This is a genomic window from Prochlorococcus marinus XMU1402, assembly GCF_017696205.1.
Taxonomy (GTDB): domain Bacteria; phylum Cyanobacteriota; class Cyanobacteriia; order PCC-6307; family Cyanobiaceae; genus Prochlorococcus_A; species Prochlorococcus_A marinus_AC.
In genome coordinates, this window is the sequence record NZ_JAAORD010000001.1 from 904,107 (window position 1) to 924,574 (window position 20,468).

The following is a 20,468-nucleotide window of genomic DNA, read 5'->3' on the forward strand; positions in this document are numbered from 1 at the left end:
GAGAAGATTTATAGACTCATATGCTTTCGTCACGAATCAAATCAAATGAAATCGTTTTTGGTAATTGCAATAAAGATTTATTAGAAGAGATTATTTTCTATGGGATTGGACTTGGTGCTGATTTTGTTGAAATATTTATAGAGAATACTGACAACTCAAGTGTGTTAGCTGAAGAAGACTTTATTACAAGTGTAAGTCCATCATTTGGAAAGGGTGCTGGTATAAGAATCTTTAAAGAAAAAAAGGATGGATTTGTAAGTACAAATGATTTAACAAAGCATGGCTTGATGAGATCAGTATCTCAAGCTATAGAGATGTTAGACATTACAGACAACAAACAAAGGGGGGGATTTAACGGTTTAAATAGGCATAGGGACTATACTTTATCCAAAAAAAAATGGATTTATGAAGTCCCATCAATTCATGAAATAAGTGAAAAACTATTAGTCAGTACGAAGTCATTAAAACAGAATAATAAAATAATAACTAGAAAAGCAAGTTACTCAAGAAATCTGCAAGAAGTAATTATAGCCTCTAGCGATGGAACCTATGCATCAGATATAAGGTTGCATCAAACAGTTGGACTAAACGTAATTGCTAGTGATGCCCAATACAAATCTAGTGGAAGTAGAAGATTTGGATCTTCAGGAATGCCTAATGAATTCAGATTATGGGATCACGAAAAAGCAGCTAATGATGTGTTTGAAAGTTCAATGAATATGTTGTATGCAGATTATGTTGATGCGGGACAAATGCCTGTTGTATTAGCTAATAAGTTTGGGGGAGTTATATTCCACGAAGCCTGCGGTCATTTACTTGAAACTACTCAAATAGAGAGAGGTACAACGCCATTTGAGAATAAATTAAATGAAAAAATTGCCCATGAATCTGTAACAGCAATTGATGAAGGGATATCTGAAGGATCCTTTGGTTCATTATCAGTAGATGATGAAGGCATGGAACCAGAAAAATCAGTTCTTATTAAAAAAGGAATTTTAAAAAAATTCATTTCAGACAGGGCAGGTGAATTAAGAACTGGCCATAAAAGAACAGGGAGTGGAAGAAGACAAAATTATTCTTTTGCTGCAGCTTCAAGAATGAGAAATACCTATATAGCTAAAGGTGAGCACTCCAAAGAGGATTTAATCAATAGTATTAGTGATGGTCTTTACTGCAAATCAATGGGTGGTGGCAGTGTAGGTGCTACAGGTCAATTTAATTTTGCGGTAGAAGAAGGATATCTTATTAAAAATGGAAAATTAACTAATCCAGTAAAAGGAGCAACTTTGATTGGTGAAGCTAAAGAAGTTATGCCAAAAATATCAATGTGCGGAAATGACCTCGAATTAGCTCCTGGATTCTGTGGATCTATTAGTGGGAGTGTCAACGTAACTGTTGGCCAACCTCATATAAAGGTTGATTCAATCACAGTAGGCGGAAGATAGGTAATGAATTCAAGAGAAATTACAACTCAAATCTCTAAAGCTGCAGATTTCCTTAATCTTAAAAAATGGGATTATGGTGCGAGCTTTTCTAATGATTATTCTGTGCAAGTAGATAAAGGTGAGGCTAAACAACTTAAGGCTTCACAAAAGCAAATTTTAACTTTAAGAGTTTGGAACGAATCTAATTTAGTTGGTATTACAACAACAAGTGATATCAGTGAATCTGGTATTAAAAAGGCTCTTAATCAAGCAAATATTGCATCTGATTTTGGCAACAAGAATGAAAGTACTGAATTCTCACCACTAGCCAAGGATCCTATTGAAGCTAAGGACACAAAAAAAAGAAATCCTGTTGGAATTAAAAAATTACTTACGCTTTTAAGAGAAGCAGAAGTAAAATTGTTAGATAGTCATGAATCTATAAAATCTGTTCCATATAATGGTCTATCTGAGAGTTTTTATGAAAGAGTTTACGCAAATAGTGATGGTGCCTATCGGAGTTATACCAAAAGTCAAGCTGCACTTTATTTATATGCAAGAGCAGAAGAGAACAATAAAAAACCCCGTAGCTCAGGTTCCGTAAAACTTGGATATGGAGTAGAAGATATAGATATAGATTTGTGCATTAAAGAAGCTTCTAATAAAACAATTTCTCATTTAAATTATTCATCTGTTAAAACTGATAAATATTTAATATGTTTTTCCCCAGAGTCATTTTTAACTATCATAAATGCCTTTAGTTCAATGTTTAATGCTAGAAGCATTTTAGATGGAGTGAGTTTATCTAATAAAAATTCTATTGGAGAGAAGCTATCTACAGAAGCACTTAATATTTATGATGATGGTCTTCACGAAAAGAATATCTCTTCATCACCATTTGATGGAGAGGGAACCCCTACCAAAAGACTATGTTTAATTAACAGAGGGAAAATTGAAAATTTTATACATTCTGAATCAACTGCAAGAATATTTAACACAATCCCCACAGGCCACGCTGGACTAGGATCAAAAGTTTCAGTATCTCCAGATTGGATAGTAGTTGAGAAATCAGAGGAAAACTTTGATCTCAAAACATCATTAGATCACACTACTTATGAGGGAGAATTTGTTTATATTGAAGAGCTAAATGCAATCCATGCAGGTGTCAGAGCAAGTCAAGGCTCATTTTCACTTCCATTTGATGGATGGCTTTATAAAAACGGCACAAAAATTTCAATTGAATCTGCAACTGTTGCTGGGGATATTAAATATCTTTTGAAAAATATCATAAATATCGAATCAAAACAGGAGGTAACAACCAGTGGGATTTCTCCACATATATGGGTAGATGAATTGTCAATAACTGGCGACGCGTGAAAATTATATTCTGGGGTACACCTGAATATTCTCTTGCGAGCCTTGATATTTTTAATAAATCTAAACACGAGGTAATTGCAGTAGTTAGCCAACCGGATAAGAAAAGATCTAGAGGAAGTAAATTAATATCTTCACCAGTTAAAAGATTTGCCGAGCAAGAATCTATAAAAATTTTTACTCCAGAAAAAATAAGGGGTAATATACAATTTATCAATGAACTTAAATTACTATCTTGTGATTTGTTTATTGTTATTGCTTATGGGAAAATTTTACCCAAAGAGATATTAGAAATTCCAAAACTTGGTTGTTGGAATGCACATGCTTCATTACTGCCAAGATGGCGTGGTGCTGCTCCAATCCAATGGTCCCTAATGAAAGGCGATGAATTTACTGGAGTAGGAATTATGAAAATGAATGAGGGACTAGATACTGGAGACTTATTGTTGGAAGAAAAAATTAAAATCGATGATAATGATAATTTAAATACACTTACAGGAAAACTTAGTAATTTATCTGCAAAATTATTTTTAAATGCCACATCTTTACTTGAAGATAATATTAAAAAAAAAATTAATACTCAATTAACAAAACAATATACTCTTGGAAGAGAAGTTACATACGCAAGAATGATTGAAAAATTAGACTTTAAAGTTGATTGGGGTAATGAGGCAATTATAATTTCTCGACAAATAAAAGCTTTATACCCACGAGCAAATACAACATTTAAAGGTAAGAACCTAAAAATAATTAAAATCAAAGTTTTGAGTAGTGATAAAATTAAAAATGAAAATTCCCTTTTCATCAGCAATTATTCAAGGCCTGGTATTATTCTTGCTGTCATAGAAAATGAAGGAATAATAATTTCAACTAAAACTGATCCGATTATTTTGTTAGAAGCAAAACTTGAAGGCAAAAATATATCCAGCAAAAATCAATTGATACAACAGTTAAAGCCAAAAGTAGGTGAATATCTCTCTGACTAAGTTCTAGATTCTTTTTTAGAGAATCCCCAAATAAAAGCAAAAATAATCAAAATATAAAAATAATAGTCTGGAAGAATAGTCTCTTTAATTAAAGTATTTAGTAAAAGCTTAATCCCAATAATTAAAATCGCTACGTAACCGGCTGTTTCTAATCTAGAAAATATATCGAGAAGTTTTAGAAAAATCCCCGAGGTAAATCTTAATGCCAATACCCCAATTACTGCTCCAAAAATAATTAAAATGTATTGATCGCTGATAGCTACTGCAGTAGTAATACTGTCAATGGAAAATGCAAAATCAGTAATTGAAAGAAGCGCTACAACCCTTAAGAACTTAAAATTTTTTTTATTAATATCTGACCCGTTTTCAGCGTTTTCAATATCTGAATTTAAAAAAACATTAGAGAAAAATAAGTATATTAAATAAAAACCAGCAAAAACCCTAATAAGAATAAATTTTAGAAGAACATTGGATAATATGATAAGAATAATTCTAAATAATAAAGATATTGTTATGCCAATATTTAAGGCTCTTGACCTTAATTCTGTACTGTCGAGGGATTTAGTAAGAGAAGCTAGTGCGACAGCATTATCAGCCGACAATAATAATTCTAGAGCAATTAATATTGGTAAAAGTGTAAAAATTTCGGACCAACTGTCTACCTGATCTAGTGTTGGTATAAATGAATTTATTGCGGCTGAATCCATCGAATATTATTCACAATCAGTATAAAATCTAATATAATGGATCGGTTATTTGTAATCAAGATTGATAACTATAAATGAGTTTAAATACTTTGGTTGATTATATTTCGAACTCACAAATTACTTCTGAATTAATAAAAAGAATTTCAAAAAAAAATGAATTAAATATTGTTGGTTCAAGTAGATATGCAAAATCAATAATCCTAGATAGTATTGCAAAAAAAGAGAAAAAAAATATATTACTAATTTGTCCTAATGTAGAAATTGCCTACAAATGGATTGGTTATTTTGAAAGTATAAATGATAAAAAAGTTTTATATTATCCTCCAACAGAACATCTACCATACGCATCAATTAATAAATCCAAAGAGATTGAATTTAGTCAGCTTACAGTTTTATCCAAATTAATAAAAAAAGAGAGAAAGGAACTTAATATCGTTATATCAACAGAGAGATCACTACAACCTCATCTATTAAATAAAAACTTATTTATTGAAAACAAGTTAGATTTACAAAAGGGTGTTCGAATCGAGATTCAAGAATTAGCAAAAAAACTTACTTTGCTGGGCTATACAAAGGAAAATGTAACTTCAACAGAAGGATTTTGGAGTAGGAGAGGGGAAATAATAGATATTTATCCTGTCAATAATGAGTTTCCTGTAAGATTAGAATTTTTTGATAATGTAGTTGACAAGATAAGAGAATATGATCCCCATTCGCAGAAAACATTAGAAAGTATCAATAATATTGAAATAATACAGGCTGGGTTGGATTTGCTAATAAAAGACAAGTTAAATAATTTATCTAAGAATAGTATTTTTAATTCAGAAGATATAAAAAAAAATAATCTTGATCGTTATTTAGGAATAATTGAAAAAGAACCATCAAATATAATAGATTTTATAAATAGGGAAACAATTCTTGTAATTGATGAATTAGAAGATTGTAAAAAATTTGCTAATAATTGGTATCTAGATTCAGAAAGTAATTTTGATAATTGTTCTTATGAAATAAATGAGAACCTTAAAAATAATGATATTAATTTAGAGGCCAAACCTAATTTGCATTTAAAGTTAGACGAAATATTAAATTCACTAGAAAATTTTAATTTAATAAAATTATATGAATTTGAATCTAAGGACAATATTGAAAATAGATTTTTATTAAACGATAAAAGATTAAATTCATACTCTAAAAATATAGGAAAATTATCAAATGATATAAATAAAAATATAAAAAACAAAGAAAAAGTATGGATATTATCAGCACAGCCATTGAGAACTAAGACTTTACTATTTGAGCACGAATGTAATACAAACTTCTTAAAAAATCCTGATGATATTGATGAAGCATTTAAGTCAATTAACAACTCAACCCCTTTAATTATAAAAAATAAGAACAATTATGAAATTGAGGGTTTTTATCTTCCTATGTGGAAAGTTGTCCTCATAACAGATAAAGAATTATTTTCACAACAATATCTTTTTAATAATGTATTCATAAGAAGAAAAAAAATAAGTGTAAATTCAAATATAAATGTTAACAAGATTACTCCAGGTGATTTCATAGTTCATAAAAATCATGGAATAGGAAAATTTTTAAAAATAGAAAAAATAAATATAACTGGAGACGCAAGAGATTATCTAGTCATTCAGTATCAAGATGGGAAGATAAGTGTTGCCGCTGATCAACTCAGTAGTGTTAACAGATATAGATCAAGCGGAAAAATAAAACCAAAAATAAATAAATTAGGAGGGACAGAATGGGAAAGAATAAAAGATAGAAATAAGAAACAAATCAAAAAAGTTGCTGTAGATATCTTAAAACTTTATGCGAAAAGAGAAAAATTAAAGGGGCACATTTACCCAGAAGATGGTCCTTGGCAAGATGAATTAGAGGAATCATTCCCTTATCAACCAACACCAGATCAAATTACTGCTGTAAAAGAAATAAAATCTGATATGGAAAGCGATAAGCCAATGGACAGGTTAGTTTGTGGAGATGTAGGATTTGGTAAGACAGAGGTCGCTGTTAGGGCCATATTCAAGGCAATTACATCAGGCAAGCAGGTAATATTACTAGCACCTACAACAATCTTAGCTCAGCAACATTGGAGAACAATAAATAATAGATTTTCACCTTATCCAATAAAGGTTTCATTACTCAATAGATTCAAAACTCCCAATGAGAGAAAGGAAATTTATGCAGGGTTAAAAAATAACAAAATTGATCTAGTAGTTGCTACCCACCAAATATTAGGCAAAGAAATCGAAATAAAAAACTTAGGACTACTTGTTATTGATGAAGAACAAAGATTTGGAGTAAGACAAAAAGAAAAAATTAAAAAAATAAAAACTAACATAGATGTTTTAACTCTCTCGGCAACTCCAATTCCAAGAACTCTTTATATGAGTTTATCTGGACTGAGACAAATGAGTTTACTAAATACTCCACCTCCATCAAGAAGATCAATAAAAACATATTTATCTGAAATAGATATGGATGTTATAAGAACTGCAATTAACCAAGAACTTGATAGGGGAGGTCAAATATTTTATGTTCTTCCAAGAATTTCTGATATTGATCAAGCTGTAAACAAATTAAAAAATATGTTTCCCAGCTTAAAATTTATTGTTGCTCATGGACAAATGAATGAAACAGAGCTTGAAAATGCAATGATTGCCTTTAATAATGGAGAAGTAGATCTAATGATATGCACAACAATAATTGAAAGTGGATTAGACATCCCTAAAGTAAATACAATAATTATTGAAGATTCTCACAAATTTGGGCTTTCACAACTTTACCAACTTAGAGGAAGAGTTGGTAGAAGCGGTGTACAAGCACATGCTTGGTTATTTTATCCAAATATAAATAAAATTAATAATGCTGCAAAACAAAGATTGAAAGCGATAAAAGATTTTTCGGAACTAGGAAGTGGATACGAACTTGCAATGAAAGATATGGAAATAAGAGGTGTTGGAAGTTTACTTGGAGAAGAACAAAGTGGAAAGGTTAATGCTATTGGATATGATTTATACATAGAAATGCTCCATGAGGCTATTTCAGAAATAAGTGGGCAAGAAATACCTGAAGTTAGCGATACACAAATAGATCTCCCAATAAATGCATTTATACCTGCAACATGGATATTAAATAGGGTAGAGAAACTTGAGGCTTACAAATCTGCTACTGAATGTTCAAATAATAATGAATTAACTGAATTAGCTACGGACTGGGTTAATAGATATGGAACCTTACCTCAACCAGTCGAGTCCTTAATTATGATCATGAGACTAAAACTTCTTGCAAAAAAATGTGGTTTTAGTAAGATCAAACTCAAAAAGCCAAACATCTTGATAGAGACCAAATTAAAAAATTCTACTTTTAAAATTCTTAAAAATTCTTTAGCAAGTAGTGTTCAAAATAAATTTAATTTTGATGAAGGAGAACAATTATCAGTCATAACGATAAGGGGATTAGGAGTAACTGAAATTCAAAATCAAATTGATCAACTAATCTTGTGGTTTGGATCTTTTGAAAGAGAAATAAAGAATTTCGATAAAGAACTTCTTATTAAAAGAGAATAAATTATTAAATTATTGTATAAAACACGCGAAAGAGTTTGATTTCGGTTAGGTTTAAAAAAATTTTTTTGTTTTTATGGGAGAATATATAGACGTCGGAATTCAAACTACTATTTTACCTTTATCAATTATTGTTTCGTCAATTTTACTTGGCATATATGCCCTATTTGGAGAAGAGACAGAAAATGATGATGATGATTCTGACTCTGGAAGTGGTGGTCTAATGCAGCCTATTTGAGTTTATTTATAAATTATTTGTTTTGACTTCCTCTTAGAGATCCTAAATAATCTATAAATAGAACCTATCATTAAAATAAGAGCAGTAAAAGAAGAGACAAAAATAAATACCACCAAGAATATTTCATAAATATATGAGAAAAGATCAATTATTAATGAGAAAAATTTATTAAGTGTGGAGGGTAAATTTTGCAGAAGTAAATTTTTATTAGGAATTAAATAATTTATATAAACTAAAAAAACACTCAAAATAAACAAAAAGAAAGATTCTGTAAATAGTCTTCTTTTAGATTTTCTTCTTAAATTTAATTTTTTTTTAAAAATGTATTTATCAGACTTAATATTCAAATTTGGGATGTTTAAATCTGCCATATATCAAAACTAAAAAATAAATTAATAATTACTCTGAAAGAAATTAATCTATAATATCGTGTTTGTATTTAATATGCTAATGAATCTTTATTCTGGATTTATTAGTTCATTTTTTTCTTGAACTTCAATGGGATTATAAAAATAAATAAAAGAAGATGAAATTAGAATTAAAGAACAAATTGCAAAAAGAGGCGGTAAAAAGAAATTGAAAAATTTTATTTTGTCATTTGATCGAAATCTTAAATTATTAGAAATATTATTACTTAATTCAGTATTTTTAATTCTTACTTTTGGCGATTCTCTTAACTGATCAAAACAATTTATGGTGTCTGTAAGTAATGAATTACCAATCTTTAAAATTAATGGCTTTACATTTGGTTTAGAACTCTTAAGAACAATATTATGTATGTAAAGATTGTCAGCTTTTATATCAATTAATTTGGACTCATATAATGGGATTTCATTTTTGACTAAAAGATTTGAATAAATATAAAAAGCATTCATAATAGGCACTAAATGCTCAACTTTACCTTCAATAAGTGGTTTATCAATTATGGTTAATTTCCATTGAGAAATAATTGATATTTGATCGATATTTTCATTATTTGAATAATCTGGCAATCCGATTATTTCAAGACTTACTGAAGATTGATGAAATGATAATTTATTTTGCATAATATTAAAAGTCGAATAGAAAATTCCTCAACTTTTTATAACCTTGATTAGAAATACAAAAAGATAAAGTAAGCAAAGACTTTATAATAATTTCATCATTTCCAGCTTGATCAAGAAGCTTTTTTACCCTCATACTATCTGAATTAAATCTCTCTTTTATCAACTCTATAAATCTTTTATTAAATTCAACCCAGATAACTGTGTTCTTTTTAGGACCTTCTTTAGAATTAAGTAACTCTCTCATAAAAGGATACAAATATCTTGACATTTCAACTGTAATTTTTATTAAGGCATCAAATTCATTTATTTTTATATTGTTATTAACATAAGATTTTCTCAAAGGATTATTATTCCTTAATTTCCAAATAGTAACTTTATTCGGAAAAACATTATTTAAATTAAGTTTATTTGATATGGCGTACAGAGATTGTATACCATTTAAATCAATAGTCTCTAGGATTAATAAAAATAAATCAAGTTTCTCTATAGATTGTCTTGAAACCTGATTTCCTTTAGTTAAAACTGTAATTGCTCTTTAATAAAAACATACATAAATCATAACAGAATTATTAATCTATTTTTGAAATAAAAATGAATATAACTTATCTAGTTCTTCAATAGTTAGCATTCCATAACTCCATAATAATATTGGTAATGGAGTGTTATTTTTAATAGATAATTTTATACCAAGTTCAATAGTAGATTCATCTAAACCTAATACATTAAATAAATAAATTATCATTTCTCTAGATACATAATTATTCATAAATTTTATTTAATACTTGAGAAAATGAGAGATTTAGTCATTTGATTTAGGACTAATTTTCTTGTAAAAAGAAATTTATTTAAAAGTAAGAATGAAAATTTCCTTATAGGAAATGAAAAAATGTTTTTATTAGCAAAAATCGATATCAATGAGTCAGTTATAAAAATAGTGACGATAATATCTAAAATCCTGCTTGAAAGATACTTAAATTTAAAAAATGTCAGTTGCATTTTAGTAATAGCAGTATTTTTATTAAAAAGATCATAAATAGTATTAACATCTCTCCAGCAAGTATTTAAACCCTGACCACCAACAGGATGAAATGTATGAAATGCATCTCCTACAAAAACTAATTTTTTAAAATTTAAAACTGGTAAATTTAAGGATAATGAAACAGGAAAAATATTAAATTCGCCAATTATTTGATCCAACTTAAATTCATATGGCAAGATTGTTGATAAATTATCCATTAAAAAATTCTTGTCAGAATTTAACCTTTCAATTGCCTTTAATGAACTGGAAGTCCAAATTACTTGATATAAATTTTTTTCTAAAGGTAATAATGCAAGTGGGCCTTCTTTTCTAAAAATTTCATAAGCACGCTTTTCACAATGACCTCTAAGAGAAACTTTAAAAGTTAAACAAGACTGACTATAAGATTTTTTTACATCAATAAAATCTAAGAATTTTTTATCAAGTGAGTTTGCTCCTGTTGAAAAGAATTGATAGTCAAATAATATTTTTTTACGTAACAATCTCTGAGGTGTCATAAAAAAAATATTTTCATAATTATCAATCTCTTGAAAAAATACATCCATGAGATCCGAATGTTTAACTACCCAGCCAATATTTTCAGCAGAACTTATATCATCATCTAAGTCAGAGGTTGATAAATTGGTAAAAGCAGAAGTTACGCTATCTGAAATTGAAAGGGTATCAAAGCCAAATAAAAATGGTTCTAATTTTTCCCAAAGTTTGAATTTAGATAAGATTATTCTTGTTGAGTGAGTAATTGCATAAGTTTTATCTTTATCAATTAATCTATCTTTTGTTAATAAATCAGTTAAAAAAATATTGCAATTAAATTTTGAAAGCGCAATTGAAAGTAATAAACCAGTGGGGCCTGATCCAACAATTTTAAAATTGAATTTATTTTTCATCAGATTGTATAAGCTTCAACTATCTATTCAAATAAATATAGCAAATTTCCTCAAACGCTGGTCTTAATAAATATGGGTACTCACCAACCCATAAGTTAATTTCAGGAAGCCAAGCATCGGTCAAATAAAAATCTCTGTCAAAATTACGGTTATCAGATGTTATTAGACATCTTATACTCGAACCCACCCTAATTTGACTGTGCTTATTTTCCATAGGAAAACTTAATTTTTCCAAATAACCATCTTCATCTTCTAATTCAAGTACTAACCAAGTCCTTTTGTTTTCGATAACTTCTAATCGACCTTGCCTATTAGATTGTTCTCTTGAACTTTCAATTTTTTCTGTTTTATAGATATCTGATATATAGCCATCAAATATAGAATAAAATTTGTATTTTCTTAATTGCAAATTTTTTCTACTTGATTCAAGAATTGGACCCCATATGATATACAAAAAGAAACCTACACATAGGAATAACCAGAAATTATTAGTTTGATCTCCAGTTGAACTAATAATTAATGTAATAAATCCACCAATTGAAGAAACTATTACTCTTTGAAGAATTTTTCTCGGATTCCCCAACGCGTACTTAAATTGACTTCCTGTACCAACTGCAGGAATAAGTTTTGAAATTTGACCTGAATTAATTGGTATTAACATTTTAAAAAATTAATTTTTCAAGTCCGTAAACTAAAGTTTCATAATTACCAATTTTTTTAATAGCCTGTAAAACTCCTGGCATATAAGCCTTTCTATCAATAGTGTCATGTTTAATAGTGTAAGTTTCACCTGGAGATCCCATAATTACTAACTGATGAGCAAGTAATCCTGGTAATCGTACAGAATGTATATTGATTCCTGAATCTCTAAGCCCACCCCGTACTCCTTTTAATGACTCAGACTCTTTTACTAAATTCTGATTAAATTTCTTTGGATATTCTTCAATCATTTCTGCAGTTTTTATACATGTCCCACTAGGAGAATCAGCTTTTTGATTATGATGCATCTCTATTAGTTCAATATTGTCATAAAACCTTGCAGCTACAGATGCCGCCTGCTGAAGAAGAACCATTCCTACTGAAAAATTAGGAATTATTGCACAACCAACCGATGCTTTCTGAGCAAAAACAGACAAATCTTGTATTTGCGAAGGGCTTAAACCTGTAGTTCCTACTACTGGTGATACACCGTATGCAATAGCTGATCTTGTATTTTCATATACAGAATCAGGATGAGTAAAATCAACAAGCACAGGTTTGATTTTTTCATTTCTATAATTTTGACTAACAGAGCATAAAGTTCCTTCAAAATCATTTGAAACAAAAACATCACAATTTTTTACCTTCAGTAATTCAGAAATATTTGCGCCATTGTTCTTTTCGTTTATGTCGATTGCTGCAACAAGTTCACAATCTTTAGAATTTAATACAGTATTAACAACTTCACTTCCCATTCTGCCTAAAGCTCCGGATACAAGTACTGGTATAAGTTTTTTAGAATTTTCAGTCATTTTTTTAAAAATTTTTTTTTTAAAGGTTGTTACACGCTATTTATATTGCACACAATAACGTCTTTTCATTCGTAGGCTGGTAGAAATACTTAAAGAAAATCAATGTTTACGCAGGTCCGCTCAGCAAACCGCAGAGTATCTCCTGTTGAGGATAACAAACACAAAGTTGTAATAAAAGCAGTTTATGTTGTCCTTGAGCCACAATACCAAAATTCCTTAACGGAAGCTGCAAAGTCAATAAATAAGATGAATGGGCCAATAGGTATAGACCTTAGTGGCTATCTTATCGAAGAACTTAGGAATGATAGTAATTTTAAAGATTTTAAAGAAGATATAGCTAATGCAGATATATTTGTTGCTTCGCTAATTTTCATTGAAGACCTTGCTCAAAAAGTAGTTGATGCAGTTTCTCCTTTTAAAGACAAACTTAAAGCATCAATTGTTTTCCCCTCCATGCCAGAGGTAATGAGATTAAATAAACTAGGTTCATTTAGTATGGCCCAACTTGGTCAATCTAAAAGTATTATTGGAGATTTAATAAAAAAGAAAAAAGAATCTGATGGAGCAAGTTTCCAAGATTCAATGTTGAAGTTATTAAATACACTACCTTCAATTCTTAAATATCTACCAGTAGAAAAAGCTCAAGATGCTAGAACATTTATTCTGAGTTTTCAGTACTGGTTAGGTGGTACCACTGAGAACTTAAAAAACTTCTTGTTAATGATTTCTGAGAAGTACGCTGTTTCAGAGATCATAAAAGATCAAATAGAAGAATTCAAAATTCAAGACCCTGAAACATTTCCAGATTTAGGAATTTGGCATCCTCTTGCTCCTTGTATGTTTGAGAGTCTTAAAGAATATCAAAATTGGGAAAATAATAGGAAAGATATAAATCCTAAAGATGACAAAACTCCGACAATAGGCTTAGTGCTTCAAAGGAGTCACATCGTTACGGGAGATGATGCTCATTACGTTGCTGTTATTCAAGAACTGGAATACAGAGGCGCGAGGGTAATACCTATCTTCTGTGGAGGTCTTGATTTTTCTAAACCAGTTAATGAATTTTATTTTGATACCATAAATAACAATCAACCTATAGTAGATGGAGTTGTATCTCTAACAGGATTTGCACTAGTTGGTGGGCCAGCAAGACAAGATCATCCTAAAGCTATTGAAGCCCTCAAAAGGTTAAACAGACCCTATATGGTTGCACTTCCATTAGTCTTCCAAACCACACAAGAATGGGAAGATAGTGATCTAGGATTACACCCTGTTCAGGTAGCACTTCAGATTGCAATTCCAGAGCTTGATGGGGCTATTGAACCTATTATTCTCTCAGGTCGTGATGATGCTACAGGTAAGGCGCATACGCTCCAAGATCGAGTTGATGTAATAGCTGAAAGAGCAATAAAATGGTCAACTTTAAGAGTTAAACAAAGAAAGGATAAAAAATTAGCCATCACAGTATTTAGTTTTCCACCAGACAAAGGAAATGTTGGTACGGCAGCATACTTGAATGTTTTTGGTTCAATTTATAGAGTGCTTCTTGAAATGAAATCGAAAGGATATCAAATAGATGAACTTCCAAGTAATTCAAAAGAATTAATGGAAAAAGTAATTAACAACCCTGAAGCGATGGATGGCTCTCCAGAGTTAAATATTGCTCATAAGATGTCAGTAAAAGAATACGAAGAGTTCACACCATATTCTCAAAGACTTGAAGAGAATTGGGGTAAACCTCCAGGGAACCTTAATAGTGACGGACAAAACCTTCTTATCTATGGAAAACATTTTGGAAATGTTTTTATAGGAGTTCAACCTACATTCGGTTATGAAGGTGATCCCATGAGATTACTCTATTCAAGAAGTGCTAGTCCTCATCATGGTTTTGCTGCTTATTACACGTATGTAGAAAAAATCTGGGGGGCTGATGCTGTTCTTCATTTTGGAACTCACGGTTCACTTGAATTTATGCCTGGGAAGCAGATGGGCATGAGTGAAACTTGTTATCCGGATTCTCTCATTGGATCATTGCCTAATTTGTATTATTATGCTGCGAATAATCCATCTGAAGCAACAATTGCAAAGAGAAGAGGATATGCTTCAACTATTAGTTATCTGACTCCTCCAGCGGAAAATGCAGGACTCTATAAAGGACTTAAAGAACTAAGTGAACTAGTTGGTTCATATCAACAATTAAGAGAAAATAGTAGGGGCATTCAAATTGTTAATGCAATTGTTGAGACTTCTAAACAATGTAACCTTGACAAAGATGTTGAGCTTCCTTCAAAAGACGTAGAAGAACTATCGATAGATGAAAGAGATTTATTTGTTGGTAATGTTTATAAACAGTTGATGGAGATAGAAAGTAGATTGTTACCTTGCGGTCTTCATACTATTGGAGAAGCTCCAACAGCAGAAGAAGCTGTTGCTACGCTTGTAAATATTGCATCTTTAGAAAGAGAACAAGAAGGATTAAGATCTCTTCCTGGATTACTTGCAGAATCCATCGGTCTAACTATTGAACAAATTTATGATGGCAACAACAAAGGTGAACTTAAATTTGTAGAGTTAAATGAAAAAATCATAAATACAGCTAGAGAGTCGATTTTTGCAATGGTCAACTCTTTAAAAATCATTGATGGCAGAGTTTATTTAGAAAAATCACTTTTATCCAAACTTTTCGATTTACTTAAAGTTTTTGGTCTAAATCTACCTACTCCTTGGTTAAGAGTCTGTAGATTAAATGGATTTAATGAAGTTAATCAGAAGGAATTAAATAAATTATTTGACTACTTACTTTTCTGCCTGGAACAGGTCTGCGCAGACAAAGAAATGGATAGCCTCATTAAAGCACTAGATGGAAATTATGTTTTACCTGGACCAGGAGGAGATCCCATAAGAAATCCAGGTGTATTACCTAGTGGTAAAAATATCCATGCACTTGATCCTCAATCAATTCCAACTACAGCAGCAGTAGCTGCAGCGAAGTCCGTTGTTGACAAATTAATTGAAAGACAAAAGGAAGAGCAAGGAACATGGCCTGAAACAATAGCTTGTGTTTTATGGGGTACTGATAACATCAAAACCTACGGAGAATCACTTGCACAAATCTTATGGTTTGTTGGGGTAAAACCAAAACCAGATTCTGTTGGAAGAATTAACAAACTAGAATTAATACCTTTAGAAGAATTAGGTAGGCCAAGAATAGATGTAGTAGTTAATTGTTCAGGAGTATTTAGAGATCTATTTATCAATCAAATGGCATTAATAGATCAGGCAGTCAAATTAGCAGCTGAAGCTGATGAACCATTGGAATCTAATTTTGTAAGGAAACATTCACTAGAACAAGCAGAAAAAGAAGGCACATCTATCAGAGAAGCTTCAGCGAGAGTATTCTCTAATGCAAGTGGAAGTTACAGTTCAAATGTTAATTTAGCCGTAGAAAATTCAACATGGGAGGAAGAAAATGAATTGCAAGAAATGTATTTATCTCGCAAAACATATGCTTTTAATGCTGATAATCCAGGTGAGATGAATCAAAAACGAGAAGTATTTGAGTCAGTAATGAAAACAGCAGATGTTACATTTCAAAACCTTGATTCTTCAGAGATTTCATTAACAGATGTAAGTCACTATTTTGATTCTGATCCAACAAAATTGATCAAGACATTAAGAGATGATGGGAAAGAACCAAGTAGCTACATAGCGGATACAACCACTTCTAATGCTCAAGTTAGAACACTTGGAGAAACTATCAGATTAGACTCAAGAACAAAACTTTTAAATCCTAAGTGGTATGAAGGTATGCTCAAATCTGGCTACGAAGGAGTTAGAGAACTTTCTAACAGACTTAATTACACTCTTGGTTGGAGTGCGACAAGCGGTCAAGTAGATAATTTTGTATATGAAGAAACTAATGAAACATTTATAAATGACGAAGAGATGAGGAAAAGATTAATGGATCTTAATCCTAATAGTTTCAGAAGAATTGTTGGAACATTGCTAGAAGTCAATGGTAGAGGATATTGGGAAACTTCAGATGAGAATATAGAACAGTTGAAAGAACTTTACCAAGAGGTAGAAGATAAAATCGAAGGAGTTAAAGAATAATAAATTTATTATTTTCTATAAATCCTATCAGCTACTTTCAAGACTTGATAATTTAGTTTGACATTGTGAACTCTCACAATGTCAATATTAAATTGAGAACAAAGACAACTTATTGCAAGTGTTCCTATATCCCTTTCTTTTGGATTTTTCTCATTCAAAATTTCTCCTATAAATCTCTTCCTAGATGCACCTATCAAAATTGGCAAATTCCATTTTTTAAATACTTCTATGTTTCTCAAGATTTCCAAATTATGAATGATATCCTTTGAAAAACCAATTCCAGGATCCACTATTATATTTCTTTTAGATATATTTTTTTCTAAAGCATTATTTATTAAATTATCAAGAGAGTATTTAACATCAGTCAATACGTTCTGGTAATTAGAGAGTTGATTCATATTTTGACTATTACCACGACTATGAGTTATGACGAACGGACAGTTGAATTTTGATACAACATCCAAAATTTTTATATCTCTTCTTCCTCCTGTAACATCATTTATCCAATTAGCACCATTTAAAAGAGCTTCGTAAGCCACTTCAGAATTAAAAGTATCAATAGAAATTAATACATCTGGAAATTCAGATTTTATTAATTTTAGATATGGGATCAATCTTTTTATTTCTATACTAGACCCAACTTCTTCAGCCCCAGGTCTCGTACTTTGAGCACCAAGATCAATAACATCAACACCATTGCTCAAGAAATGATTTACTTGATCCAAAACTTTTTTTGAAGAATTTAAATCTCCTCCATCACTAAATGAATCAGGAGTTAAATTAATAACCCCCATAATTGAAGTTTTTTGACCCCAGCCTTTTGGCCAAGGATTTTTCTTATTTATAATTCGCAATTCTTGCAAAACTATTAGGATCTAATGAAGCTCCTCCCACCAAAACCCCATCTATATCACTCATTGACATTATTTCATCAATATTATTAGGCTTAACAGATCCTCCATATTGGATAACCACATCCTCAAAACCTATTAATTTTCGAATCAAAGAACATATCTTGTTAGCCTCTTTAGCTTCACATGTTTTACCTGTCCCTATAGCCCAAATTGGCTCGTAAGCAACTATAAGGTTAGATGGATTTGTATTTTCAAGTCCTTGTTCAACCTGTCTAGTGATAACTCTATTAGCTTCTCCTCTCTCTCTTTGCTCCAATGTTTCCCCAACACAAACTATTGGAGTAAGTCCACTTGATTGAGCAAAAACTGCTCTTTTATTAATCTGTTCATCACTTTCACTAAAATATTTCCTTGGTTCACTGTGACCAACTATTGCGTAAGAAACTCTATGTTCAAGAAGCATTTTAGGAGATATTTCTGCCGTAAACGCTCCTTCATCTTCCCAATGAATATTCTGACTAGAAATATCTAAATAATCAAAATCAGTATGATTAGAAAAGGTTGAAATAGCAGTAAAAGGTGGTGCAATAATAACTTTACGATCATCCTTTATGTTTGTTATTAAAGGTAAAAACACTTCTAAATAAGACTTGGCTTGAGCACAAGTCATATTCATTTTCCAATTACCAGCAATAATAGATTTTCTCAAAATACAATCTCCAAGAAAATCATAATAATATAAACTGAGGTTAATAATCTAATTAATCAAAAATTAATTCATTTTTTAGAAACATAACTTTATCTCCCTTATTTAGTTTTCTTCCTCTTCTAGTTTCAATTACACCATTGACTTTAACAGACCCAGATGTAATAAAGATTTTTGCTTCTCCACCTGATGATACCAAATTCTTCCATTTTAAGAATTGATCTAATTTCATTGTTTTGTATGCCCAAAGATATTGATAAAGTAGGATAAATATAATACATAAAGTATCTTGCGACTAATACCACCAATCAGGCCATATTCAAATAGATTTATTAAAGGTTTTATATGCATGATTATTTACGTTGCTTGTTGGCCATTATTAGCATATTTAGCAGGAAAACTAATCCCGGCAATTGGATCTGGTGATCTTTCAAAAGTTTCTAGCATAATAGTCTGGTCTTTATTAGTATTCTTAATTCAAAAAATAGCTCAATTTGGACAGGATGTTTTTATTGCAAAACCATCCCTAGAAATTAGTGAAGAAATGACAGGAAATTTATTTAGAAAAATTCAAAAAATAGAGATGAATTCCTTTGGGAATATTTCAGCAGGAGACATAATCTATAGACTCACGGAAGATGCAGACAGAGTAAGCGAAGTAATCTATAAAACAGCTCAAGATACTTTTCCGTGTACTTTACAATTATTAGCTGTAATAATATACATGTTTTATTTAGATTGGTCTCTCACAGTATCAACTTTTGTGATAGCACCATTAGTTATTTTCACAGTTAATAGTTTTGGAAGAAGAGTCTTATTAGCATCTGAAAAAAGTCAAGAATCAACTAGTAACTTAGCAGGTTTAATAGGTGAATCTATAAATGGAATGGCTACTGTAAGAGCTTTTGCAGCCGAAAATTGGATTGTAAATAAATTTTATAAAAAATTAAATTCAAATAAAAAAGCGAAATATAAAACATTAAAATTGCTTGCATTTCAGCATCCAGTTGTAGGCTTTGTAGAAGCATTTGGAATATTAGCAATATTGGGTTTAGGAGCCTCAAGAATTAACCTTGGTCTTTTAACTAGTGAAGAATTTAGTAGTTTTTTTGCTGCAATATTAATGCTTATTGATCCAATAAGCCATGTAAGTACAAATTTCAATGACTATAAACAGGCAGAAGCATCCATAAAAAGGTTAAAAAAAATAAATCTAGAACCTTTTGAAAACGATAATGAAAATTTAACAAGGATATCTAATATTGATGGGAAAATCACTTTCAAGAAAGTTGATTTTGAATATAAAGAAGATAATCAAGTCCTCAAAAATATAAATTTAGAAATTAAAAAAGGGGAAGTTACAGCTTTCGTTGGATCTTCTGGCGCTGGTAAAAGTACAATGATGGGTCTTATTTTAAAATTTATTAACCCAAAAAAAGGAGACATTTTTATTGATGATAAAAATCTTAAATTATTAAATACGAAAGATATCAGAAATAATATTGCTCTAGTACAGCAACAACCTTTCTTATTTACAGGTAAGATTATCGACGTAATAAGAATGGGTAGGAATTTTACTAAAGAAGAAATTATAGAATCTGCCAAAAAATCAAATGCTCACAACTTTATTCAAGAGCTTCCTAATAAATATGAAACCAAAATAACTGAAAGAGGATTAAATTTCTCCGGCGGACAGATCCAAAGGATCGCTATTGCAAGAGCAATATTGGGGAACCCAGCGATTTTACTTCTAGATGAGGCAACTAGCGCACTTGATGCAGAATCAGAAGCAGAAGTTCAAGAAGGGCTTAATAGAGCAATGAATAATAGGACTGTTATTGTAATAGCTCATAGATTAGCTACTACTCAAGAGGCAGATAAAATAGTTGTCTTTGATAAGGGTGAAATTATTGAGATTGGTAAACATACTGATTTAATTAATAAAAAAGGAATATATAAAGAATTATGTGAAAAACAATTAATTAAGAAGTTATAATTC

Annotated in this window: 17 protein-coding genes; 7 read left to right on the forward strand and 10 right to left on the reverse strand. The window is 30.5% G+C overall.

The genetic code is table 11. The features are described 5' to 3' along the window. Positions 1-20 precede the first annotated feature (20 nt). From HA141_RS05165 to fmt, 3 genes are read left to right on the forward strand one after another with little or no spacing between them, the layout of a single operon-like run. Positions 21-1,445 (forward strand): TldD/PmbA family protein, encoded by a 1,425-nt coding sequence (locus tag HA141_RS05165; protein WP_209117552.1) that lies wholly within the window; start codon positions 21-23, stop codon positions 1,443-1,445. Between the two features lie 3 nt (positions 1,446-1,448). Next, entirely contained in the window at positions 1,449-2,801 is a 1,353-nt protein-coding gene (locus HA141_RS05170; RefSeq protein ID WP_209117554.1) for a TldD/PmbA family protein, read from the forward strand. After that, positions 2,798-3,784 carry a methionyl-tRNA formyltransferase gene (gene fmt / locus HA141_RS05175; RefSeq protein WP_209117555.1) on the forward strand — a complete coding sequence of 329 codons (987 nt, stop codon included), beginning with the start codon at positions 2,798-2,800 and terminating at the stop codon, positions 3,782-3,784. Before HA141_RS05170 ends, fmt begins: the two co-directional genes overlap by 4 nt. On the opposite strand, the gene HA141_RS05180 is transcribed toward fmt, so the two are convergent. After that, positions 3,781-4,491, reverse strand: a complete 711-nt coding sequence (locus HA141_RS05180; protein WP_209117557.1) for a TerC family protein — start codon at positions 4,489-4,491, stop codon at positions 3,781-3,783. The two genes, fmt and HA141_RS05180, sit on opposite strands and share 4 nt — an antisense overlap. A gap of 74 nt (positions 4,492-4,565) precedes the next feature. Between HA141_RS05180 and mfd the strand changes: the two genes are divergently transcribed. Together mfd and HA141_RS05190 are read left to right on the forward strand one after the other, a co-directional pair. After that, the gene (gene mfd / locus HA141_RS05185) at positions 4,566-8,078 is read left to right on the forward strand and encodes a transcription-repair coupling factor (RefSeq protein ID WP_209117559.1); all 3,513 of its coding nucleotides are present in this window, start codon (positions 4,566-4,568) and stop codon (positions 8,076-8,078) included. A gap of 73 nt (positions 8,079-8,151) precedes the next feature. After that, positions 8,152-8,313: a hypothetical protein gene (locus tag HA141_RS05190; RefSeq protein ID WP_209117561.1), complete on the forward strand. Its 162-nt coding sequence runs from the start codon at positions 8,152-8,154 to the stop codon at positions 8,311-8,313. A 458-nt stretch (positions 8,314-8,771) separates the two neighbouring features. Here HA141_RS05190 and HA141_RS05195 read toward each other — a convergent pair whose 3' ends face one another. The 6 genes from HA141_RS05195 to dapB are packed head-to-tail and all read right to left on the reverse strand — an operon-like array spanning position 8,772 to position 12,796. Continuing rightward, a complete protein-coding gene (locus HA141_RS05195; protein ID WP_209117563.1) occupies positions 8,772-9,359 on the reverse strand; it encodes a DUF4335 domain-containing protein in 588 nt (195 codons plus the stop codon). Positions 9,360-9,363: 4 nt separating this feature from the next. After that, on the reverse strand, positions 9,364-9,888 hold the full coding sequence (locus HA141_RS05200) for a DUF3038 domain-containing protein (RefSeq protein ID WP_348535319.1): 525 nt from the start codon (positions 9,886-9,888) through the stop codon (positions 9,364-9,366). A 45-nt stretch (positions 9,889-9,933) separates the two neighbouring features. After that, entirely contained in the window at positions 9,934-10,125 is a 192-nt protein-coding gene (locus tag HA141_RS05205) for a DUF2949 domain-containing protein (protein ID WP_209117565.1), read from the reverse strand. Between the two features lie 5 nt (positions 10,126-10,130). Beyond that, the gene (locus HA141_RS05210; RefSeq protein WP_209117567.1) at positions 10,131-11,285 is read right to left on the reverse strand and encodes an FAD-dependent monooxygenase; all 1,155 of its coding nucleotides are present in this window, start codon (positions 11,283-11,285) and stop codon (positions 10,131-10,133) included. A gap of 19 nt (positions 11,286-11,304) precedes the next feature. Beyond that, positions 11,305-11,946 carry a hypothetical protein gene (locus HA141_RS05215; RefSeq protein ID WP_209117569.1) on the reverse strand — a complete coding sequence of 214 codons (642 nt, stop codon included), beginning with the start codon at positions 11,944-11,946 and terminating at the stop codon, positions 11,305-11,307. Between the two features lies 1 nt (position 11,947). Next, positions 11,948-12,796, reverse strand: a complete 849-nt coding sequence (gene dapB, locus HA141_RS05220) for a 4-hydroxy-tetrahydrodipicolinate reductase (RefSeq protein WP_209117572.1) — start codon at positions 12,794-12,796, stop codon at positions 11,948-11,950. Positions 12,797-12,898: 102 nt separating this feature from the next. Here dapB and HA141_RS05225 point away from each other — a divergent pair, with 102 nt between their 5' ends. Continuing rightward, on the forward strand, positions 12,899-16,909 hold the full coding sequence (locus HA141_RS05225) for a magnesium chelatase subunit H (RefSeq protein ID WP_209117574.1): 4,011 nt from the start codon (positions 12,899-12,901) through the stop codon (positions 16,907-16,909). A gap of 8 nt (positions 16,910-16,917) precedes the next feature. On the opposite strand, the gene folP is transcribed toward HA141_RS05225, so the two are convergent. The 3 genes from folP to HA141_RS05240 are packed head-to-tail and all read right to left on the reverse strand — an operon-like array spanning position 16,918 to position 18,701. Beyond that, positions 16,918-17,763: a dihydropteroate synthase gene (gene folP / locus HA141_RS05230; RefSeq protein ID WP_209117946.1), complete on the reverse strand. Its 846-nt coding sequence runs from the start codon at positions 17,761-17,763 to the stop codon at positions 16,918-16,920. Further along, entirely contained in the window at positions 17,747-18,472 is a 726-nt protein-coding gene (gene tpiA / locus HA141_RS05235) for a triose-phosphate isomerase (RefSeq protein ID WP_209117576.1), read from the reverse strand. The genes folP and tpiA overlap by 17 nt, the downstream gene beginning before the upstream one ends. Positions 18,473-18,524: 52 nt before the next feature. Next, entirely contained in the window at positions 18,525-18,701 is a 177-nt protein-coding gene (locus HA141_RS05240; protein ID WP_209117578.1) for an RNA-binding S4 domain-containing protein, read from the reverse strand. Between the two features lie 117 nt (positions 18,702-18,818). On the opposite strand from HA141_RS05240, the gene HA141_RS05245 reads away from it, so the two are divergent. Further along, positions 18,819-20,465: an ABC transporter ATP-binding protein gene (locus HA141_RS05245; RefSeq protein WP_245157283.1), complete on the forward strand. Its 1,647-nt coding sequence runs from the start codon at positions 18,819-18,821 to the stop codon at positions 20,463-20,465. Positions 20,466-20,468 lie beyond the last annotated feature (3 nt).